15 protein-coding genes are annotated in these 19,173 nt (G+C 54.5%); 7 read left to right on the plus strand and 8 right to left on the minus strand.

What is annotated here, in order from left to right:
- Positions 1-134 precede the first annotated feature (134 nt).
- Positions 135-539 carry a hypothetical protein gene (locus HBN68_RS11070; RefSeq protein WP_169964072.1) on the plus strand — a complete coding sequence of 135 codons (405 nt, stop codon included), beginning with the start codon at positions 135-137 and terminating at the stop codon, positions 537-539.
- A 64-nt stretch (positions 540-603) separates the two neighbouring features.
- On the opposite strand, the gene HBN68_RS11075 is transcribed toward HBN68_RS11070, so the two are convergent.
- Together HBN68_RS11075 and HBN68_RS11080 are read right to left on the minus strand one after the other, a co-directional pair.
- Positions 604-3,138 carry a sulfite reductase flavoprotein subunit alpha gene (locus HBN68_RS11075; protein WP_169964074.1) on the minus strand — a complete coding sequence of 845 codons (2,535 nt, stop codon included), beginning with the start codon at positions 3,136-3,138 and terminating at the stop codon, positions 604-606.
- A 120-nt stretch (positions 3,139-3,258) separates the two neighbouring features.
- Positions 3,259-5,559: a TonB-dependent siderophore receptor gene (locus HBN68_RS11080; RefSeq protein WP_169964076.1), complete on the minus strand. Its 2,301-nt coding sequence runs from the start codon at positions 5,557-5,559 to the stop codon at positions 3,259-3,261.
- Between the two features lie 218 nt (positions 5,560-5,777).
- Here HBN68_RS11080 and HBN68_RS11085 point away from each other — a divergent pair, with 218 nt between their 5' ends.
- The 5 genes from HBN68_RS11085 (at position 5,778) to HBN68_RS11105 (ending at position 11,156) form a co-directional block, all read left to right on the plus strand.
- Positions 5,778-6,458 (plus strand): Fe2+-dependent dioxygenase, encoded by a 681-nt coding sequence (locus HBN68_RS11085; protein WP_094995006.1) that lies wholly within the window; start codon positions 5,778-5,780, stop codon positions 6,456-6,458.
- Positions 6,459-6,460: 2 nt separating this feature from the next.
- The gene (locus HBN68_RS11090) at positions 6,461-7,216 is read left to right on the plus strand and encodes a tetratricopeptide repeat protein (RefSeq protein WP_094995007.1); all 756 of its coding nucleotides are present in this window, start codon (positions 6,461-6,463) and stop codon (positions 7,214-7,216) included.
- A 209-nt stretch (positions 7,217-7,425) separates the two neighbouring features.
- The gene (locus HBN68_RS11095) at positions 7,426-8,640 is read left to right on the plus strand and encodes a hypothetical protein (protein WP_169964078.1); all 1,215 of its coding nucleotides are present in this window, start codon (positions 7,426-7,428) and stop codon (positions 8,638-8,640) included.
- A 273-nt stretch (positions 8,641-8,913) separates the two neighbouring features.
- On the plus strand, positions 8,914-10,122 hold the full coding sequence (locus tag HBN68_RS11100) for an alpha-xenorhabdolysin family binary toxin subunit A (RefSeq protein ID WP_169964080.1): 1,209 nt from the start codon (positions 8,914-8,916) through the stop codon (positions 10,120-10,122).
- Positions 10,123-10,142: 20 nt separating this feature from the next.
- A complete protein-coding gene (locus tag HBN68_RS11105) occupies positions 10,143-11,156 on the plus strand; it encodes an alpha-xenorhabdolysin family binary toxin subunit B (RefSeq protein ID WP_094995309.1) in 1,014 nt (337 codons plus the stop codon).
- 62 nt (positions 11,157-11,218) lie between these two features.
- Here the strand turns inward: HBN68_RS11105 and HBN68_RS11110 are convergent, their stop codons facing one another.
- From HBN68_RS11110 to HBN68_RS11130, 5 genes are all read right to left on the minus strand, one after another.
- On the minus strand, positions 11,219-12,382 hold the full coding sequence (locus HBN68_RS11110) for a type III PLP-dependent enzyme (RefSeq protein WP_094995308.1): 1,164 nt from the start codon (positions 12,380-12,382) through the stop codon (positions 11,219-11,221).
- A gap of 372 nt (positions 12,383-12,754) precedes the next feature.
- A complete protein-coding gene (locus HBN68_RS11115) occupies positions 12,755-13,912 on the minus strand; it encodes an ABC transporter ATP-binding protein (RefSeq protein WP_094995307.1) in 1,158 nt (385 codons plus the stop codon).
- Positions 13,909-14,562, minus strand: coding sequence for an ABC transporter permease (locus HBN68_RS11120; protein ID WP_094995306.1), 654 nt, complete (start codon positions 14,560-14,562; stop codon positions 13,909-13,911). Before HBN68_RS11120 ends, HBN68_RS11115 begins: the two co-directional genes overlap by 4 nt.
- 9 nt (positions 14,563-14,571) lie before the next feature.
- Complete coding sequence (locus HBN68_RS11125) at positions 14,572-15,465, minus strand: glycine betaine ABC transporter substrate-binding protein (RefSeq protein WP_094995305.1); 894 nt, start codon at positions 15,463-15,465, stop codon at positions 14,572-14,574.
- Positions 15,466-15,490: 25 nt separating this feature from the next.
- On the minus strand, positions 15,491-16,243 hold the full coding sequence (locus HBN68_RS11130; protein WP_169964082.1) for an ABC transporter permease: 753 nt from the start codon (positions 16,241-16,243) through the stop codon (positions 15,491-15,493).
- A 305-nt stretch (positions 16,244-16,548) separates the two neighbouring features.
- On the opposite strand from HBN68_RS11130, the gene HBN68_RS11135 reads away from it, so the two are divergent.
- The gene (locus HBN68_RS11135) at positions 16,549-18,132 is read left to right on the plus strand and encodes a peptide chain release factor 3 (protein WP_047278953.1); all 1,584 of its coding nucleotides are present in this window, start codon (positions 16,549-16,551) and stop codon (positions 18,130-18,132) included.
- An 828-nt stretch (positions 18,133-18,960) separates the two neighbouring features.
- Here the strand turns inward: HBN68_RS11135 and HBN68_RS11145 are convergent.
- Positions 18,961-19,173, minus strand: a 213-nt coding sequence (locus tag HBN68_RS11145; protein ID WP_169964084.1) for an IS3 family transposase, incomplete at its 5' end; no start/stop codon positions are given.

The raw sequence follows: 19,173 nt of genomic DNA on the forward strand, positions 1-19,173 counted from the left end.
ATAAGCAGGGGCTTTTTATTGTGCCTGCCGAGGGCACAGTGGCGGTGCCTAATACGAGGGTAAACGCGGGTGTAGTTTTATAAATTAACCGGTCTTTACGGTTTATTTTATTAACGAAACTTGGGTTGATTCTTATGAAGAACTATAACAATTCGAAAAAACTGTTCAGGCGTATTATTTCAGCATCGCTGGGTGTGTTGTTTTCTACTTTCATGATGTTCAGCGCGACGGCTTCGGCGGCTGCATTGTGCGAGGGTAGATGGGTGTTAGTGGGTGGCATACCCTGCGATATGTTGCCCATTGGCGGGGGAAGTGTGACCTGTTTGTTTTTCGGCAAAGATATTAACGCAAATGGCACTATTGAAGGCCACTCGGCAGATGTGTGCATGCTTTTAGATGCCGATAATCGCCAGCGCAGTGTTCCTTGTGTTGACGCGTGCAACTACACCAATAATTGCGAACACAAATACTGCATGAATACGGACGCTATTAAGGATGCCCGTAAAGAAGCCGGGTTGCATCTAAAGAAAACAGAATAAACAGCATGACGTGACACGTTATTCTGAATACCCCTCAGCCGGTGTTAAGGCTGAGGGGTATTGATCAGTAAACGTCTCTCTTATAACGACCCTGTTCTATCAGACGTTCCAATGCTTCTGCTCCTACGATGTCGATCAATGCCTGATCAACCCCCGCCGCCATGCCTTGCAGACTGCCGCAGATGTAAATGGCAGCCCCTTCAGCGAGCCAGCGCCGGACCTCGTCAGCCGCTTCGCGGACACGGTCTTGCACGTAGACCTTGTGGGCCTGATCCCGGGAGAACGCCAAACTCAGTCGCTCCAAATCCCCGTTGGCCAGCCAGCCTTGCAGCTCTTCGCGGCAGTAGAAATCGTGAGCCACATTGCGCTCTCCGAAGAACAGCCAGTTGCGCTGTTCGCCCTCGGCAATGCGCGCCTTGAGCAGGCTGCGCAAACCGGCCAGACCAGTGCCGTTGCCGATCAATATCAGCGGGCAAGGATCTGCAGGCAGGTGGAAGCCACTGTTAGTTCGCAGGCGCAGGTTGATGCTCGCCCCGACAGGCGCGTGTTCTGTCAGCCAACCGGAACCAATCCCCAGACTTCCATCGGCATGCCGCTCCTGACGCACGATGAGTTGCAGCAAACCATCCTCCGGGATCGAGGCGATGGAGTATTCGCGCATGTTCAACGGGATCAGTGCATCGACCAGCGCTTGTGCATGCATGCCGACCAGATGCCCGCGATGTGTCGGTAGTTGGCGGCTTGCGAGTGCCTGAGCCAGTGTTTCGGTCAAACCTTCCAGTTGTACCGGGCTGTCAGGGTTGAGCCCCAAACCTTCGAGAAAGTGTTCAACAGCCCACAGGCAGTGACGCGGCATGACTTCGACCAGATCGCCCGCTTGCCAGCTACCCGTGACGTCTGGGGCGCTCAACCCCAGCAGGTACACGCTGGAACCGTTGCTGCCGGGGTTGAGCAAGTCGCGCTGTTCAAGGGTCCAGTTGTGGTAGCGGGGCGCTTGCCATTGAGTGCCGGGGGCTCCTCCCGTCAGTTGGCTGAGGTGCTGTTGCCAGTGATGCAGCGCCACGGGGTCGCCGCTGTCGACCTGCACCGGGCTGAACAATGCCTGCGCGCCACGCTCGCTCAGCCACTGCTGAATGCGTGTCGCAAACCCGCAAAAGTGCGGGTATTGGCGATCACCCAAGGCCAGCACTGAATAGTGGAGCGTACTCAGGCTCAAAGGCTGGCCCAGCAATTTGCGTTCAAAGCCCCGGGCGCTGTCCGGCGCTTCGCCGTCGCCAAAGGTACTGACCACAAACAGCGCGTTTTTTGCGTGCTGCAAGTCCTCCCCGCTAAGCGCCGCCAACGGTTGCACCCGGACTGGCATGCCGGCCGCCTGTAATTGACCCGCCGTTTGCCACGCCAGTTGCTCGGCAAAGCCGCTTTGGCTGGCAAAGCCGATCAACCATGAAGAGGCATCGTTGCTGACGTCTGCCAGCCCATTACGTGCTACTCGGGCCTGACGCTTTTTACGACGTCGATCCAGATACAGCAACCAGCCGGTGATAAAAAACAGCGGCATGCTCAGGCTGGCCACGGTAACCAGAATACGTCCGGGAAGGCCCCAGTAACTGCCTACGTGCAGCGCGTAGATGCTGGTGAGCAATTGCGCCTTGTAGCTTTTATCGTCGTAGCGATCGTGCTTTTTGATCACGCCTGTCGCCGGGTCCAACACGATCTGGTTGAAAGCACGCTCGTGGGGCGAGTCTGTTCGCAGGTAAAACACGGTTGCAGGCTGCCCGGCTGCAGGGGGCATGCGCACGTTGTATGTGCTCAGTTCAGGGCCGGCGGCTTTCTGGATGCTGGCCCAGATTGCATCGTAATCGGCCACGGGTGCCGGGCCGGCTGGGCCGGGCTTGCCGCGGCCGCCTTTGCGGTGTTCGCCCTGGGGGGAATCAGAAAACAGCGTTTGCAGGCCCTTGTTGTACCACTCGTAGGACCATGACAAACCGGTCAACGCGGCCAGCAGATAGAAAACCATGCACCAGGTGCCTGCTACAGCGTGCAAATCCCAGTTGAAACTGCGGCCTTTCTTTGCCCAATCGAGCGTCAACCATGCGCGCCAGTTCAGCGCTTGGCGCGGCCAACGCAGGTACAGCCCGGAGAGACAGAAGAAAATCAGCATCAGGGTGCAGGCGCCGGTGATTTGCCGCCCGGTTTGGCCCATGGCCAGAAAACGGTGCAGTTGCAGCATCAGGCCGAAGAAATCCTGGCCTGTGACCTCGCCCAGATAGTTGGCTGTGTAAGGGTCGACATACCGCATCTGACCCCGGCGCTCGCCCGGCGGCGGGGTGAAAAACACGCGCGCAGCGCTGTCACTGTCGACACCGACCCACAGCATCGCGACCTGTTTGCCCTCAGTGGCTTCGACCTTACGCACCAGCTCCGCAGGTGGCAGTACGCCGCTGTCGAGTTTCTCGACGCTGAGTACAGACGGGTTGAGCGCGTTCAGCAGTTCGTCCTGAAACGACACAACGGCACCGGTAATGCCCATCAGGGCCAGCACCAGACCGGCGGTTATCCCGAAAAACCAGTGCAGCTGAAACAGTGTTTTCTTGAACACGACTACCGCCTTGCTTGCTCAATGGAATACGTGTTTACGTCATGCGCGCAAATGGCGCGAGCTTTCGCACAAAAGCCCCGGCCATTGGATGGGCGGGGCTTGGTTTAACTCAATGTGCGTTTAGAAATGGAAGCTGGTGGTCAACAAGGCTGTACGGCCTGCTGCCTGGCTGGCGAAGTGCGCCGCGTAGGCTTTGTCGTAGTACGTCTTGTCGGTCAGGTTTTGGACGTTCAGTTGCAGGTCGATGTTTTTGGTCAGCTTATAACTGGCCATGGCGTCGTAGCGGGTGTAAGACGGGACATACACCGTATTGGCCGTGTCGCCGTACACTTCGTCCACATAGAACGCGCCACCACCAATCGTGAGCTTGGGCGTCACGTCATACGTAGTCCAAAGGCTAAAGCTGTTTTTCGGCGTGTTAGGCATTTCATTGCCTTTGTCCGAGAGCGCTGCGGTGTTGATGCTACCGTTACGGTTGCCCTTTTGGCCCGGATCAACCAGCTCGCTCTTCAAGTAGCTGTAGCCTGCGAAGACTTGCCATTTGTCAGTGATTTTTCCGCTGGCCGACAGCTCAACGCCGTCAACCCGTGATTTACCGGCATTTTCATAGGTGAATGAATCAGCCAAGACGCGCGTGTTCTTCTTTTCGGTACGGAACACAGCTGCCGTCAACGACAGGCGATCCTGGAAAACATCCCACTTGGTGCCTAATTCGTAGTTAACGGTTTCTTCAGGTTTCAAGTCGCTGGTGATGTTGCTGCCCGGTGTAACCAGCGCGTTACCCTCAACACCTTCTCCGACTATGCCGCCGGGTGGCGTAGCAGACGTAGCGTAGGAAAGGTACACACTGCCGTTATCCAGTGGCTTCCAGACCAGTCCGGTCTGCCAGTTGAAAAAGTGGCTGTCGTTCTCGGCTTTAGTGCGGCCAGTTGCGGCATTGGTGTTCGCAGTCGTGCTGAATGAGTCATAGCGAAGACCCGCGTTCAACAGCCATTTCGGATCGAGTTCGATGGTATCGAAGATATACGCCGCTTTGGTCACACCGACCGTATTGGTGCCGTAGTAGTTGCGGGCTTCAGTACCCGTCCAGACATCATTCGGATTCGGGTTAGACAGTGAGGTGCATTCCCCGCCGCTGTTGCCGACTTTGTTCGGCGTGCAATCAGGATTTTTATTAGGCGTCACGGTGTAGCTGCTGACGCGGGTTTCTTCACGGGTGAATTCAACGCCCGTGGAATACGTGTTTTTGAAGCCCATGAACTGGAAGTTACCAAACAGGTCTGTCTGGTTAGTCGTGGTTTCGGTCGTCGAAACACGGGTGTTGGCGCGACGCCACACAGTGCCGTATTGATTGACGTTGTGCTGGCTGTCGTCAGGCTGCGTCAGGATGTAGTCCTGGCCTGTATTGCCATGACGGAACGTGTTTTTCAGGGTCATCGAATCGCTGAAGTCATGTTCGAACGAGAGGGTGCTGATATCGACACGGGTCTTGCGGAAATCACGGTCCTTCAACCCATAAAAGTTGTTGCTGTGCCCGCCGTCGTCCGGCTTGTCATGACCATGTACAGCTGTCTTGGAGCTGTTGCTGTAACCATAAGGAATCCCCGAGTCAGGCAAGTCATTGCTTTCCAGATGGTAATAGCTGAGGTTCAGGCGGTTTTCTGTACCGAGACCGAACGTCAGGGAAGGGGCTACACCCCAACGGTCGTAGTTCACGGAGTCACGGCCTGCAACGTTTTGCTCATGACTCATCAGGTTGAGTCGGAACGCAGCCGTATCAAGGAACTGACGGTTAACATCGACTGTGTAACGGCGGGTCTGGTCCGAGCCATACGTAAAGCCACCGTTGAGAAAGTCGCCCATTTTAGGGGTCTTGCTCACCATGTTAAGGCTGCCGCCTGCAGACCCGCGACCACCAAAAGAAGAGTTTGGTCCTTTGCTGACTTCAATCGACTCAATGTCAAAGATTTCACGGGTCTGGCCGCCCGCGTCACGTACGCCATCAAGGTACATGTCGGCTTGCGCATCAAAGCCACGAATGAAAGGACGATCACCCTGAGGGTTGCCACCTTCACCGGCACCAAATGTCACACCCGGGACGGTGCGCAAGGCGTCTTGCAGTGAAGTTGCAGCTGTATCTTGCAACACTTGTTGAGGGATCACAGTAACTGAGCGCGGGGTGTCTACCAGAGGCGCCGTGTATTTCTGAGAGCTGGCGTTTTGAGTCTGATACGACTTCTCTTGCTGCTCCCCGCTCACGGTGGTCGCGCCCAGCGAAATACTGTTGCCCTGTGCTTTGCTTTCAGTGCTTTCAGCCGCCTGTGCCATGTGCGCAGCGGAGGTTGCGGTGATTGCGACACCGATGGCCGAAGCCAGCAAACGCGGTGAGCTGACGGGTATTTTTGTAGTAAGGCGCGACATGTGAAGATCCCTTCCCCCAGAATTTGAGCCGCGAAATATAGTGCAAACAATTCTGTGTATCAATTGAGATCAATTACTATTAGCGCAAAACTTACAATCTTTACAGTTTTTCTTTACGGTTTTTTTCACACTCGTTCGTCTAAGGGGGTTGATCAGGGTTTTACACGATCAATAAGAATCAATACCATTGCCATCCCTTTGTTATCAGGTATTGCGCCATGCTCCTGCATATTCCCGGCTTGTTTACCCGTGAAGAAGTTGCGCGCATTCGCGAAGCACTGGAGCAGGCGGACTGGGCGGACGGCAAAATCACGGCCGGGTATCAATCCGCCAAAGCCAAGCACAACCTGCAGTTGCCGGAAGGCCATCCGCTCGCCAAAGAAATTGGCGCGGCCATGATCGACCGGCTATGGCAAAACCCGCAGTTCATGTCAGCCGCCTTGCCGCACAAAGTATTTCCGCCGTTGCTCAACTGTTACACCGCGGGCGGCAGCTTCGACTTTCATATCGATAACGCCGTGCGCCAACCCAAGGGCAACCCTGAACGGGTACGCACGGATTTGTCGTCGACGCTGTTCTTCAGTGACCCTGACGATTACGACGGTGGCGAACTGGTGATTCAGGACACCTACGGCGTGCAGCAAATCAAATTGCCGGCAGGTGACATGGTGCTGTACCCCGGCACCAGTCTGCATAAAGTCAACGCCGTCACGCGGGGGACTCGCTTTGCCTCCTTTTTCTGGACCCAGAGCCTGGTGCGTGAAGACAGTCAACGTACGCTGTTGTACGAAATGGATGGCGCGATCCAGCAACTGACCCGCGATGTGCCCGATCACCCGTCGTTAATTCAGCTCACCGGCACCTATCACAACCTGCTACGTCGCTGGGTTGAGGTCTAGCCATGAGCTTTCAATTGCGCCGTGAGGAGTTGCTCGATGGTGAACAGCTCCGTGCCATGTTGGCTGAAAACCCGGGCCGGGCGGCACAAGCCATCCTGATTGCAGCTAAACAAGGGCTCATTGATGGGCAAGCGTTGTTAGGGCAAATTTTGCTCGACGGGCAGGGCATCGAACGCGATCCGGTCCTGGCCAGGCGCTGGTTTCAGATCGCTGCCAACGCCGGTCATCTGATGGCGCGCAACATGCTCGGTCGCTGCCTGGAACATGGTTGGGGCGGGCCAGTGGATCTGACGCTGGCCAGTCTGCAATACCGTCAGGCCGCAGAGGCCGGTCTGGACTGGGCCATGTACAACTACGCGAACTTGTTGGCCACCGGGCGCGGGGTCCCTGAAGACCCGCTGGCTGCGCTGGCGCTTTATCGGCAAGCCGCAGAGTTGGGGCATGCCAAGTCGATGAATTTGTTGGGGCGCTATCTGGAGGAAGGGCAATATTGTGCGCAAGACCTCAATGCCGCTTGGTATTGGTACAAATGTTCGGCTGAAAACGGAGATTTTCGCGGGCAGTTCAGCCATGCGGCCGTGCTGACGCAGCAGGGGCAGATCGATGAAGCCCTTGAGTGGCTGTACAAGGCGCTGGCGGGAGGCAATCTGAACTTTCTTCGCGTCGCACAGCAATCCCTCATGTATGCCCGGGACCCGCGGATTCGGGCATTGGCGTCGGACTTTGCGCAGCGTGCAGCACAACTTCAAACAGATTGATCGAACACAGTGGAGGCCACCGTTACGTAATCGACAGGCACATTAAATAGTTATAGCGATGAAGGCCCTGTATTGAATAGTTATGGCGCTGGCGAATAACGCTGTTATTTAACGTACTCTCTTACATTGTTTTGTGCTTAAGCTGTATTGCCGGTGTCCCGGTTGGGCATAGTCTTGTTCATGTGTATTAATTGAGCGGGAACTGCATGATGCCTGAGTATTATAGGGATGAGCTGGAGGCTCTAACGGAGTCTGAGTTTTATGAACAATCCGGGGTGTTCGAACACTCTATCGTCGTGCCGTTGCGATTTATGCAGTATCTGTCGGGCGTACGCTTAAACGGAATTCCGCGTGCTGACAGCGGTTTTTTATTCCGGCGTACAGATATTGAAACCATTCGATTATATGTCGACCATGCCCGTCTTTTGCCGACGGTTCTTGAGAACGTAAAGCGCCTGTATCCACCGGCGGCTGTAGGGTTGAAAGGGCTGGAGCCAGAAAAGGTAGTGGGCTTTCATCAACAGGTTCTGGCACACGCTCATACCTGGACCCACCTTGAACATGCAGTCAAAGTGGCATGCGATAGCATGAACCAGTTGGCGGGGGACATTCTGGAGCGTCTTCAACGTCTTATTGAAGATATCGCTGGGGTTATGGGGGAGCAGCCATCAGGTAACGGACTGGGTATCACTGATCTGCCACGTGCAGTATTAACCGATGAACAGCGCTCAGCCCTTGAACTCATACGTCTCAACCGGGTTCACGAACAGCCGGATATACGCGGTTTTTTCAATACCTCGATCTTTTCTCAGTGCCGTCTATTTAATAGCACCTTAGCGAACGTGTTGGTGCCACACGCGTCGGCACTTCTGGATGTTTATTCGCAAGTGGATAACGTTACCGCCAACGCTTCATTAAAAACAGATCTGCGCGCATTAGATGATCAACTCCACAGCGTGGTAACGGAGTATGAGCGACTGATTACAGAGACAGTGCCGGGCAGGGTGCCACAGTTCAGCCTTGAAGCCACCTCAGGCGTTTTCAGTCGCCAAGCCGGAATACTGCGGGGGGAGATTCACCGGCTAGTTGTCGAGCGGGGCCGTTTGGTGTTCGCCAGTTTGCCGCCGGATACATTGGGCGCGTTTCTATACGTTACCCAGCAACGTTTTTCCGAGCTGCGCGGACGATTTATGGCGGCCGCAGTGACATGCCGAGACATGGAGAACGCATGGGAACCCCTCCAATGGTATGTGATGGGTGTGAATGAGTATTTGAAACAGGTGAGTACCCTGGCAGACCTTAACCAACTTAAAACCAATCTCGAGAGGCTCATGAGAACGTGGTTGCGCGTAAAAGCACTGACTGCGCAAGTCTACAGTTCATTTACACAAATACTGGAACGTGATGACTGGGCCGCACGGTAACACGTAAACAGCCAGTTTTATAAAAGGCTGGATAACATTAATCGGCCAACTCCACGTGCCTCTAGGGGGTTGGTCGGGTGAAAAAAAGGACGTAGATTGTTTTTTTAATAGTTCAAGTGTGGCTTATTATCTAAATGTGATTTTTATGGCGCTCGGTAATTCTCCTTGGCTGCGTGCCAGTATCCTACAGTTATTGATGGCTTTGTCGCGTTGAGTAAGTAGGGTTTTGTCCTAGTCTCTAAGTGCAAACTCATAAATAACAAGGGGCTCAAAATGAAGAATTTAGCTGCGGATGTTGAAGAAGGGGAAATCGAGAATTTAAGTGTGTATGCGGGGGCAAGTCGGTTGCCCGAAGAGTATATAAAATTGGTCGCTGGTCAAACGCCGTCTGCTATCGATCCTAAAGATATGGGTTTTTTAATTCGGCGAGAGGATATCCGGAATACGCGTCGGTATGTAGAATTCGCAAAATTGTTACCGCTCTCACTGGAAGTCGTAAAAAAGCGTCTGAATTATGAGAGCATCGACATTGAAGGTTTGTCGCCAGAAGATATTCTGGCGCTTAACGAGCGTGCAGTGGCACATGCCAACACATGGCCTGCATTAGAGTCTGGCAGTAAAGAGTTAGCGAGGCTGTTGGAAAGTTTTTCCGAGCAATTCTTGACAATAGGCGAGGGTATTCTGGCGCTTATTAAAGATGTCGAGTTGGGTCGACGCTTGAATGGCACCCTTGAAGCCCTCACAGAGCAAGAGCAAGAAACGTTAAACGTTATGTTGGTGGATAACACCGAGCGGCAAGCCATTGCCGCAATGACGCAGTATTTAGAACAATCAAAAACCAGGACGAATCATTTCATTAAGTCTGTGGCAGGCGTGGAGGCTATGGCCAAAGCCTTTGAACAGGGGTTGAGCGATGAGTTGATTCCTCTGGTTAAAAGCAAAATGATGGCTTATAAAAACTCGGGAAAAGAACATGAACGTGAAGAACTGCTTAAGACTATCCTGGAACTGGATGAGCGGATTGACAAGTTAGCCTCTGACTATTCAAGGAGTGTGGGCATTTCTTTTGCTGGCTTGGTAGTAGGGCCCGTCGGACTTCTGATTTCGGGCGGTATTTTCGGCAGTAAGGCAGAGAAAATACGTAAGGAGAAAAATCGCCTGATCGTTGAAAGGCAAGAATTGAAGATGCAAGTTAATAATGCTGATAAGTTGATTGAGCTGATCGACGATCTTCAAGTGCATTTTATTGATTTGCAAGGACGGATGTTATCGGCCGAAGTAGGCGCCAAACAGCTGTCGCAGGTATGGACGTATATTGCCCGTTACCTCAATGAAGCCAGTGAAGAGCTGGCTCAGGTCAATACGATGCTGGAGCTGCATACGTTTGCGCTTAATTTTGCGACGGTAATTAATCCATGGCGCAGTATCAAAAATTACACCGTGCAGATCTCCAATGCATTCAATGAAATGGTCAGTGGCTGATTTTTAGAAGGAACCTAGGTGTGAACGGAATCACTTATTTGAATCTTTACCCCACGTTGAACATGGCCCCTGTCAAGGAAGCCGTGAGTGTGTTTAATCGCGCTGTTGTGGGTAACGCTTTTGCTTTACTTCCAGGCCTACAAGAGCGTGTCGTAAGCGCGCAGGTCGTGATAAACAACCACAGTCGCTCGTTAGTGGATCAGGCCATCGCACTTGAGGCCTCACTCTCCAATACCGGCATTGGCGATATCGCCAGGCAGTACAAGGAGATTGCTGATGCTGCCTCTTTGGATGCCAAACTCAAAGCCAAGAGTATTGAAGACCTTGAAGCCCTCTGCCAGCTACGACTGAGCACTGTAGTACAAAAAGCAGAGACCGCCAGACGTTTAGTTGTGGCCTCCCGGGACGAAGTTGGCGGATTAACGCTGGATCATTTTGCTGACGAGTTACTTGAGTATGATGAGGCCCGCCTGATTGCACTACTGGCCCGCGAAGCAGCATTAAAAGCCGAGGGGGATCGACTCAGGGCTGACTGGCAAGAAATTAAAGCTGCAGACGATTTACTCAGCAATGATTTTTGGAAAAAACAGGTTGAAAATGTACTGCCCACCGCGGATGAACTTCAGGTGTTAGTATCCCAGGCATTGGTTCCCAAGTTAGACGCGGACATTATTAAACTGGGCCTCCAGCGACTGGAGAAGTATTTGGATATGTTTGGCGCAGCCGCAAAGCTGGCATCTTTATCGGAAGCCCTTGTGCGTGTTTCGAAAAAAATATCCGCGAACGCGGGTGAGCTGCAAGAGCTGGACGCCAAAATAAAAAAACTACAGACGCGAAAGGAAAATGTCGAAGCCTATGGCGGTGTATTGACTGCAAGAGTCCAGTGGGTAGAAGAGGTGGGCTTGGTTGAGGAAAGCCTGGTGGTATTTTTAAGAGAGTGTCGCCTGTTTCAAACCGCGGATGCATGCGATATGAGTGCATTGCAAACGCATCTAACGACCTTTATTTCAGTATTGCGTCAGGTGCGCGTTTAAGTTTTAGCGCCTGCAAATAATGCCCATGCAGTTTGGCTGTATGGGCATCGTGATGGGTTTGATTACAAGTAGAATGACTTCAGCGGCGGGAAACCATTGAACTCGACGGCGCTGTAACTGGTGGTGTAAGCGCCCGTTGATAGCCAGTACAGGCGGTCACCGATGGCCAGGTTGAGCGGCAGGCCATACTTGTAGTTTTCATACATGATGTCTGCGCTGTCGCAGGTCGGACCGGCGATAACGACTTCTTCCATCTCGCCTTTCTTTTCAGTCCAGATCGGAAACTTGATGGCTTCATCCATGGTTTCGATCAGGCCCGAGAACTTGCCCACATCGGTATACACCCAGCGCTCTACGGCGGTGCGGGATTTACGGGCCACCAGCACCACTTCGCTGACCAGAATCCCGGCGTTGGCAATCAGCGAACGACCCGGTTCCAGAATAATTTCCGGCAGGTCATCGCCGAAGTCTTCCTTCAGGAAACGGATGATTTCTTCAGCGTAGGTTTCAAGGCTGTTAGTGCGAGTGATGTAGTTGGCCGGGAATCCGCCGCCCATGTTGATCAGCTTCAGGTGAATCCCGTCTTCTTCCTTCAGACGTTCGAAGATGACCTTGACCTTGGCTATTGCCGCGTCCCACACGCTGATGTCGCGCTGCTGGGAGCCGACATGGAATGAAATACCGTAAGGCACCAGACCAAGGTCGCGGGCCAAAATCAGCAAGTCCATGGCCATGTCGGTCTGGCAGCCAAACTTGCGTGACAGCGGCCAGTCAGCGGTGGTCGAGCCTTCTGTCAGGATGCGCACATACACCTTCGACCCCGGCGCGGCCTTGGCGATATTGCGCAGGTCGGCTTCCGAGTCGGTGGAGAACAGGCGCACGCCTTTCTCATAGAAGTAGCGGATGTCTTTGGACTTTTTGATGGTGTTGCCGTAACTGATGCGATCCGGGCTAACGCCTTGGGCCATTACTTTGTCCAGCTCATAGATCGACGCGATGTCGAAACTGGAGCCTTTGTCGCGCAGCAAGTTGATGATTTCAACAGCCGGGTTGGCCTTGACGGCGTAGTACACCTTGGCAAATTCGAAACCTGCGCGCAGGTCATCGTAGGCCTGGCTGATCATCGCGGTATCGATCACGACGAACGGGGTTTCTTGGGTGTCAGCGAACGCTTTCATTTTCTGAAAGGTATCGCGCGCGTAATAGTCTTCGACCTTAATCGACATGCAGAGGGACTCCTAGTGGCAAACGTCATCTATAAATGGGCGCAACTGAACATCCTCCGTATCCCCACTTTGGTTCGCCTACTTCCCAAGGCATGTCCGCCGAAAGCAAAAAAGGTAAATGAACCTTGCTGTCTCGTCGTCAGTACTTGAGCCGGATGGATCGTTTCCAGCATGGATGTTCGGCGCGAACTGTAGGGGGTGATTGCGCATTGATCAACAAAAAATGTCGCGTTTTTGCACGACTTCGTCGCAGGCGGCGTATCGGCTATTTAAGTAACCGACCGTGGGAAGGAAGGGATGTTCCATGAAGCGTTTATGGCGAGGTTGAGAGGCCGCAGGAGCGAGGCAATCTCGCTCCTGGGCCATTGCCGTTTAGGCCAGGGCGGTCTCGGCAGGGGACACGATGCTGGTCTTGGCACCACGTGAGCGACCGGAACTCAAATAGGCTGCGATCGATTCCTGGGTGACCTCACCCTGGAACACACGTTCGGTATCCATCACCGGTAACCACGAACGGTTAAATTCGTACATGCGTGACAGCAAGATGCGCAAGTGCTCCTCGGATGCCGCCGTTGCGGTGAATTCGCGCAGGTATTGCCCGCAGGTGCCGGTTTGGCGATGCAAGTCGCGACGACGCACATAACCCAGCGCCTTGTTGTCGGCACAGGTGACGACGACATATCGACGGTCGAGTTCGTCCATCAGCTCCAGCGCTTCGCCTACCGGGGTTTCAGGGCTGACGGAAGGCGCGTTGTCGGCTGCGTCTTCGGCCTTGACCAGCAGCAGACGCTTGAGGGTGCTGTCCTGTCCGACAAAATTGCTGACAAACTCGTCGGCAGGGTGGGCGAGCAGGGTGTCCGGGTGGTCCATCTGCAACAACTTTCCGCCGCGGAAGATCGCAATCTTGTCGCCCAGTTTGATGGCTTCGTCGATGTCGTGGCTGACCATGATCACAGTCTTGTTCAGCGCCCGTTGCATCTCGAAAAACTCGTTCTGAATCATTTCACGGTTGATGGGATCGACAGCGCCAAATGGCTCATCCATCAGCAGCAGGGGCGCGTCAGCGGCCAGGGCGCGGATCACGCCAATGCGCTGTTGCTGGCCACCTGACAACTCGCGCGGGTAGCGGTGCAGGTATTGCTTGGGTTCGAGCTTGATCATGCTCATCAGTTCACGTGCCCGTTCATGGCACTTCTGTTTGTCCCATCCCAACAGTCTTGGCACGACCGTGATGTTTTCTTCGATGGTCATGTTCGGAAACAAACCGATTTGCTGAATCACGTACCCGATGTTGCGACGCAGGGTTACCGGGTCGAGGTCCGTGGTGTCTTCGCCGTTGATCAGAATTTTGCCGGAGGTGGGCTTGATCAGGCGGTTGATCATTTTCAACGTGGTGCTTTTGCCGCAACCCGATGGCCCGAGGAATACGCAGATCTCGCCTTCGTTGACGGTCAGGTTCACCGAGTCGACGGCTTTGACATCTTTGCCGTTGCTTTGGAAGGTTTTGCTGAGGTTTTGAAGTTCGATCATTTGAGCAGTCCTTTTGGAGTCAGCGAGCGTTGCAGCCATTGCAAAAGCAAGTCAGCGATGATGGCCAGCACACTGACCAGCACGGCGCCGACGATCAGCATCGACATATCGCTGCGGCTGATGGCAGCCAGAATAAGTACACCCAGACCGCCGGCGCCGATGGTAGCGGCGATGGTCATTACACCGATGTTCATCACAACAGCGGTGCGTACACCGGCCAGAATCACAGGCACGGCGATGGGCAATTCGACCATGCGCAGGCGCTGGCCGAAGGTCATGCCAATACCGCGAGCGGCCTCACGGATACCCGGCTCAACACCGGTGAGCGCAAGAAAGGTATTGCGCATGATGGGCAGCAGTGAATAAAGGAACACAGCCGTGATGGCTGGCATCGGCCCCAGGCCCTGACCGAACTTGGAGTAGAACGGCAGCAGCAGGCCAAACAGGGCGATGGACGGGATGGTCAGCAATACCGTAGCGCTGGCCTGCATCGGCCCGGCCAACGTCGGGAAGCGGGTCATCAGTACACCCAACGGCACGCCGACCACAATGGCCAAGGTCACGGCGATGCCGACCAAGGTAATGTGCTGCCACGTAAGGTGCAGTACGAGCGTCCAATCCATGTGGGAAAAGGCGTTTAGAAATTCCATGTCTTCTCCTCAGTTGAGCGGGTGTTGGCGCAGGAAGTCGGCGGCCACTTTGGATGGGCTTTCGTGATCCACGTCGACCCGGGCGTTAAGCTGACGCATGGTTTCGTCATCAAACAGGTCGGCCAGCGGCTTGAGCAGGCCTTCGAGATCCGGGTGCTGATCCAGATAGGCTTTACGCACAACCGGAGCGGCGGTGTAGTCCGGGAAGTAATGCCGGTCGTCGTCCAGCAGCTTGAGGTTAAAAGCGCTCAGTCGGCCGTCGGTTGTGTAGACCAGCCCGGCAAACACCTGGCTGTTTTTCAGGGCGGTATAGACCAGACCGGCGTCCATCTGGCGGATATTTCTACGGGTCAGGTCCATGTCGTAGAGCTTGACCAGACCTCCAAGACCGTCCGAGCGGTTGGCGAACTCCGTGTCCAGTGCCACCAGCGCTTTTTTGTGCTCGGGTTCGCGCAGGGCTTTGTTGAGGTCGCTGATGGTGTTGATGTGCGGGTATTGCTCAGCCACTTCCTGTGGTAACGCCAGTGCAAAGGTATTGCTGAACTTGGACGGGTGCAGCCAGATCAGGCCTTGCTTGGCGTCGACTTCTTTAACGCGGTCGTAGGATTGCTGACTGTCGAGTTTGTCGGTGATGTGGTTGTACGCCACCAGCGAAACCCCGGTGTACTCCCACACCATGTCCAGCTGTCCCGACTCCTGCGCCGACCGCGCCAGGCTGCTTCCCAACCCGCCAGTCACTTGAGCGTTGTAGCCCTTGGTATTGAGGTATTGCGAGGTGATTTCAGCGAGCAGAGTCTGTTCGGTGAACACCCGCGCCCCGATGCGGATCAAGGGTTTTTCAGCGGCCTGCACAATTCCTGCGCACAGCAGGATGCAGCCTAAAAACAAGCTTATTTTTTTCATGGGTTTTCCTATGCTCAGCCCGACCTTAAACAGGTCGCAGGCCGCGTTCCAACCATTGGCGGCTGATGAGTATCACCAGGCCGTCGAGCAGCAATGCCAGCAGCGCGGTGCACGCGGCGCCCAGGATCAGTTGCGGCTGATTGTTGAGGGCGATGCCAGGGAAAATCAGGCTGCCCAGGCTGTTGGCGCCGATCAGGAACGCCAGTGGCGCGGTCCCGACGTTGATCGCCAGTGCAACCCGCACACCGCCCATTATGATGGGCACGGCATTGGGTAACTCGACTCGCCAAAGCACTTGGCGCGGGGTCATTCCAATGCCGACGGCGGCTTCTTTGAGTGAACCCTGTACGTTTTTCAGGCCTTCGTACGTGTTGCGCACAATGGGCAGCAACGAGGCGAGAAACAGGGCAAAGATGGCGGGACCGCTACCAATCCCCAGAAAGCCCAGTGCAATGGCCAGTACAGCCAGCGGCGGGACGGTGTTGCCGATGTTGAAGACTTGCATGAAGCGTTCCGCACGTCCGACCATTGAAGGTCGGCTGAGGAAAATGCCGGCGGGTATCCCTACAAGGAGAGCGGCGAGCATTGAAACGAGTACGAGGTACAGATGGGCTTGCAGGTAGAACAACAGATCATCTTGATAGTGTTCGATAGTGCTGATGCCGATCCAGTGGACCAACAGGGCCAGGAGGGCGACAACTGCCACGCAACCTATAAGCCCTTTTCCATAGCGATTAGCCACAGGCGGACTCCTTTTTTTTTCAGTCGGCGGACACATTCTCGTGTGGCAATGCCATTCCTGGCTGCCGACAATGTGTTCGCGAAGAGCAACAGGCGGGGGCAGAGTAAACGCCGGCTTCGCCTGTCATTAGCGCAGCCTCGTCAGGCTAACTTGCTGATATTTCAGCTCCTGACGGTTTGTCGTATCAGGAGAGTGGACGCCTCCACCGCTCAAAAGGTTCACATTTTTTACGGCACATTGCCACCCTTGTGATCAAAGCCAAGGCACCAACGGTGGCTGCGGATGCCGGATTTGGGCTATAATCCGCGCCCTTTTTTGAATCAATCGTCAGGCGATTTCCCATGACCCATCAGGCCGCCGAAGTCGCGAAACGCCGCACTTTCGCCATCATTTCCCACCCCGATGCGGGTAAAACCACCATCACCGAGAAACTCTTGCTGATGGGCAAGGCCATTGCCGTTGCCGGTACGGTGAAATCGCGAAAGTCCGACCGCCATGCCACCTCCGACTGGATGGAAATGGAGAAACAACGGGGTATCTCGATTACCACGTCGGTCATGCAGTTCCCGTATCGCGACCACATGATCAACCTGCTCGACACCCCGGGCCACGAAGACTTCTCGGAAGACACCTACCGTACGCTGACCGCTGTCGACTCGGCCTTGATGGTGCTCGATGGCGGTAAAGGTGTTGAGCCACGTACCATCGCGCTGATGGACGTGTGCCGTCTGCGTGACACGCCTATCGTCAGCTTCATTAACAAACTCGACCGCGACATCCGCGACCCGATCGAGCTGCTGGACGAAATCGAAGCCGTACTCAAAATCAAGGCGGCGCCGATCACCTGGCCGATTGGTTGCTACCGCGACTTCAAGGGTGTTTATCACCTGGCGGGCGACTACATCATTGTTTACACCGCGGGTCATGGTCACGAACGCACTGAAGTCAAAATCATTGAGAAGCTTGACTCCGACGAAGCCCGCGCGCACTTGGGTGACGAGTACGACCGTTTTGTCGATCAACTGGAACTGGTTCAAGGCGCGTGCCATGAGTTCAACCAGCAAGAGTTCCTCGACGGCCAACTGACTCCGGTATTCTTCGGTACGGCCTTGGGCAACTTCGGTGTCGACCACGTGCTGGATGCCGTGGTGGATTGGGCGCCGATGCCGCTTGCCCGTGTTGCCAACGAGCGTACGGTCGAGCCCGAAGAAGAGAAGTTCACCGGCTTCGTGTTCAAGATTCAGGCGAACATGGACCCCAAGCACCGGGACCGGATCGCCTTCATGCGTATTTGCTCGGGCAAATATGAAAAAGGCATGAAGATGCGTCACGTACGCACGGGCAAGGATGTGCGCATCGGCGACGCGCTGACGTTCTTCTCCTCCGAACGTGAGCAACTCGAAGAAGCCTATGCGGGCGACATCATCGGCTTGCATAACCACGGCACGATACAAATCGGTGACACCTTCAGCGAAGGCGAGAGCCTGAGCTTCACCGGCATCCCGCACTTTGCCCCGGAATTGTTCCGTCGGGTGCGTCTGCGCGATCCGCTCAAGTCCAAGCAATTGCGCCAAGGCTTGCAGCAACTGGCCGAAGAGGGCGCCACTCAGGTGTTTTTCCCCGAGCGCAGCAACGACATCATTCTGGGCGCCGTGGGTGTGCTGCAGTTTGACGTGGTGGCGAGCCGCCTGAAAGAAGAATACAAAGTGGAATGCTCTTATGAGCCGATCACCGTATGGTCTGCGCGCTGGATCGAATGCAGCGATAAGAAGAAGCTGGAAGAATTCAGCGTCAAGGCTGTGGAAAACCTTGCGCTAGATGGCGGCGGTCACCTGACTTACCTGGCGCCGACCCGGGTTAACCTCGCGTTGATGGAAGAGCGCTGGCCTGATGTGAAGTTCCGCGCGACGCGTGAGCATCACTAAGGTGTGACCCCTCGGTAACGCAGGTCATGTGCGTTGAATGCCAGTCAGTTCTGCTGACTGGCATTTTTTTGGTCGTTTTTTTTGATTCTGATCTGCTTGCTCTTTGGATATACCGAAAAGACGGAAACTCGATAACGCTCAACACAACAGCTTTGGGTTGGACTGATGGCTAGCTACACGATATGAGCATGTTGCTTGCGCAGTCCTACGGAAAAGTCTGAAGGGTGATGTCGTATAAGCAGAAATTAGTCTTCTCTTAATGCTCTTTGTTGTGTGGGTACTCGCTTTTAGTAAGTTTCGTTTTAGTGTTTCTAAATAGGTGGATAACAACCTCAACTGCCAATGTAGGTGTGTTGAATAATAGTGTGGCTGTCAAGACGACGGCTTAAGGACGATATAAATGAATGGACTCGATGATAAAGCAGGTATTCAGATACACGAAAACGACACTGCCAAAGGTGTTGATGATGAGTGTGAGTTGCTCGAAGAGCCGAACGATTTGATTGTTGGTTTGGCACACGATGACGCGCAAAGAGAAGAAAGCCACGTTTCAGGCGCGAAGATGGCGAGCTTTAAGTTAAGCCCTAAACCTCCGAAGGTTACGGTTTCTAAACCCGTCACAAAACCGCCGTTCAAGCCTCCTGTGAGCCCACCCGTAAAACCCCCGGTTAAGCCCCCCGCTAAGCCACCGGCGAAACCCCCGGTTAAGCCGCCCGTTGAGCCACCGGTGAAACCCCCGGTGAAACCCCCGGTTAAGCCGCCCGTTGAGCCACCGGTGAAACCCCCGGTTAAGCCGCCCGTTGAGCCACCGGTAAAACCCTGCAGTGGTCAACTAATACCGGACACCTCGATAGGTGATTTTGACGCCATCGCCCGCTCGTAACCGGTCGGTGGCAGATATCCCAGTTTCGAGTGCAGCCTCTCGTTGTTGTAAAACCCAACGATGTATTCAGTGATGTCGCGTATCGCTTCGGCGTGGTTGGCGTAATCGCGCCGCCATACCCGCTCCATTTTCAAACTCAGGAAAAAGCGTTCCATCAC

This window comes from Pseudomonas sp. WS 5078, assembly GCF_012985745.1.
Classification (GTDB): Bacteria; Pseudomonadota; Gammaproteobacteria; order Pseudomonadales; family Pseudomonadaceae; genus Aquipseudomonas; species Aquipseudomonas lundensis_A.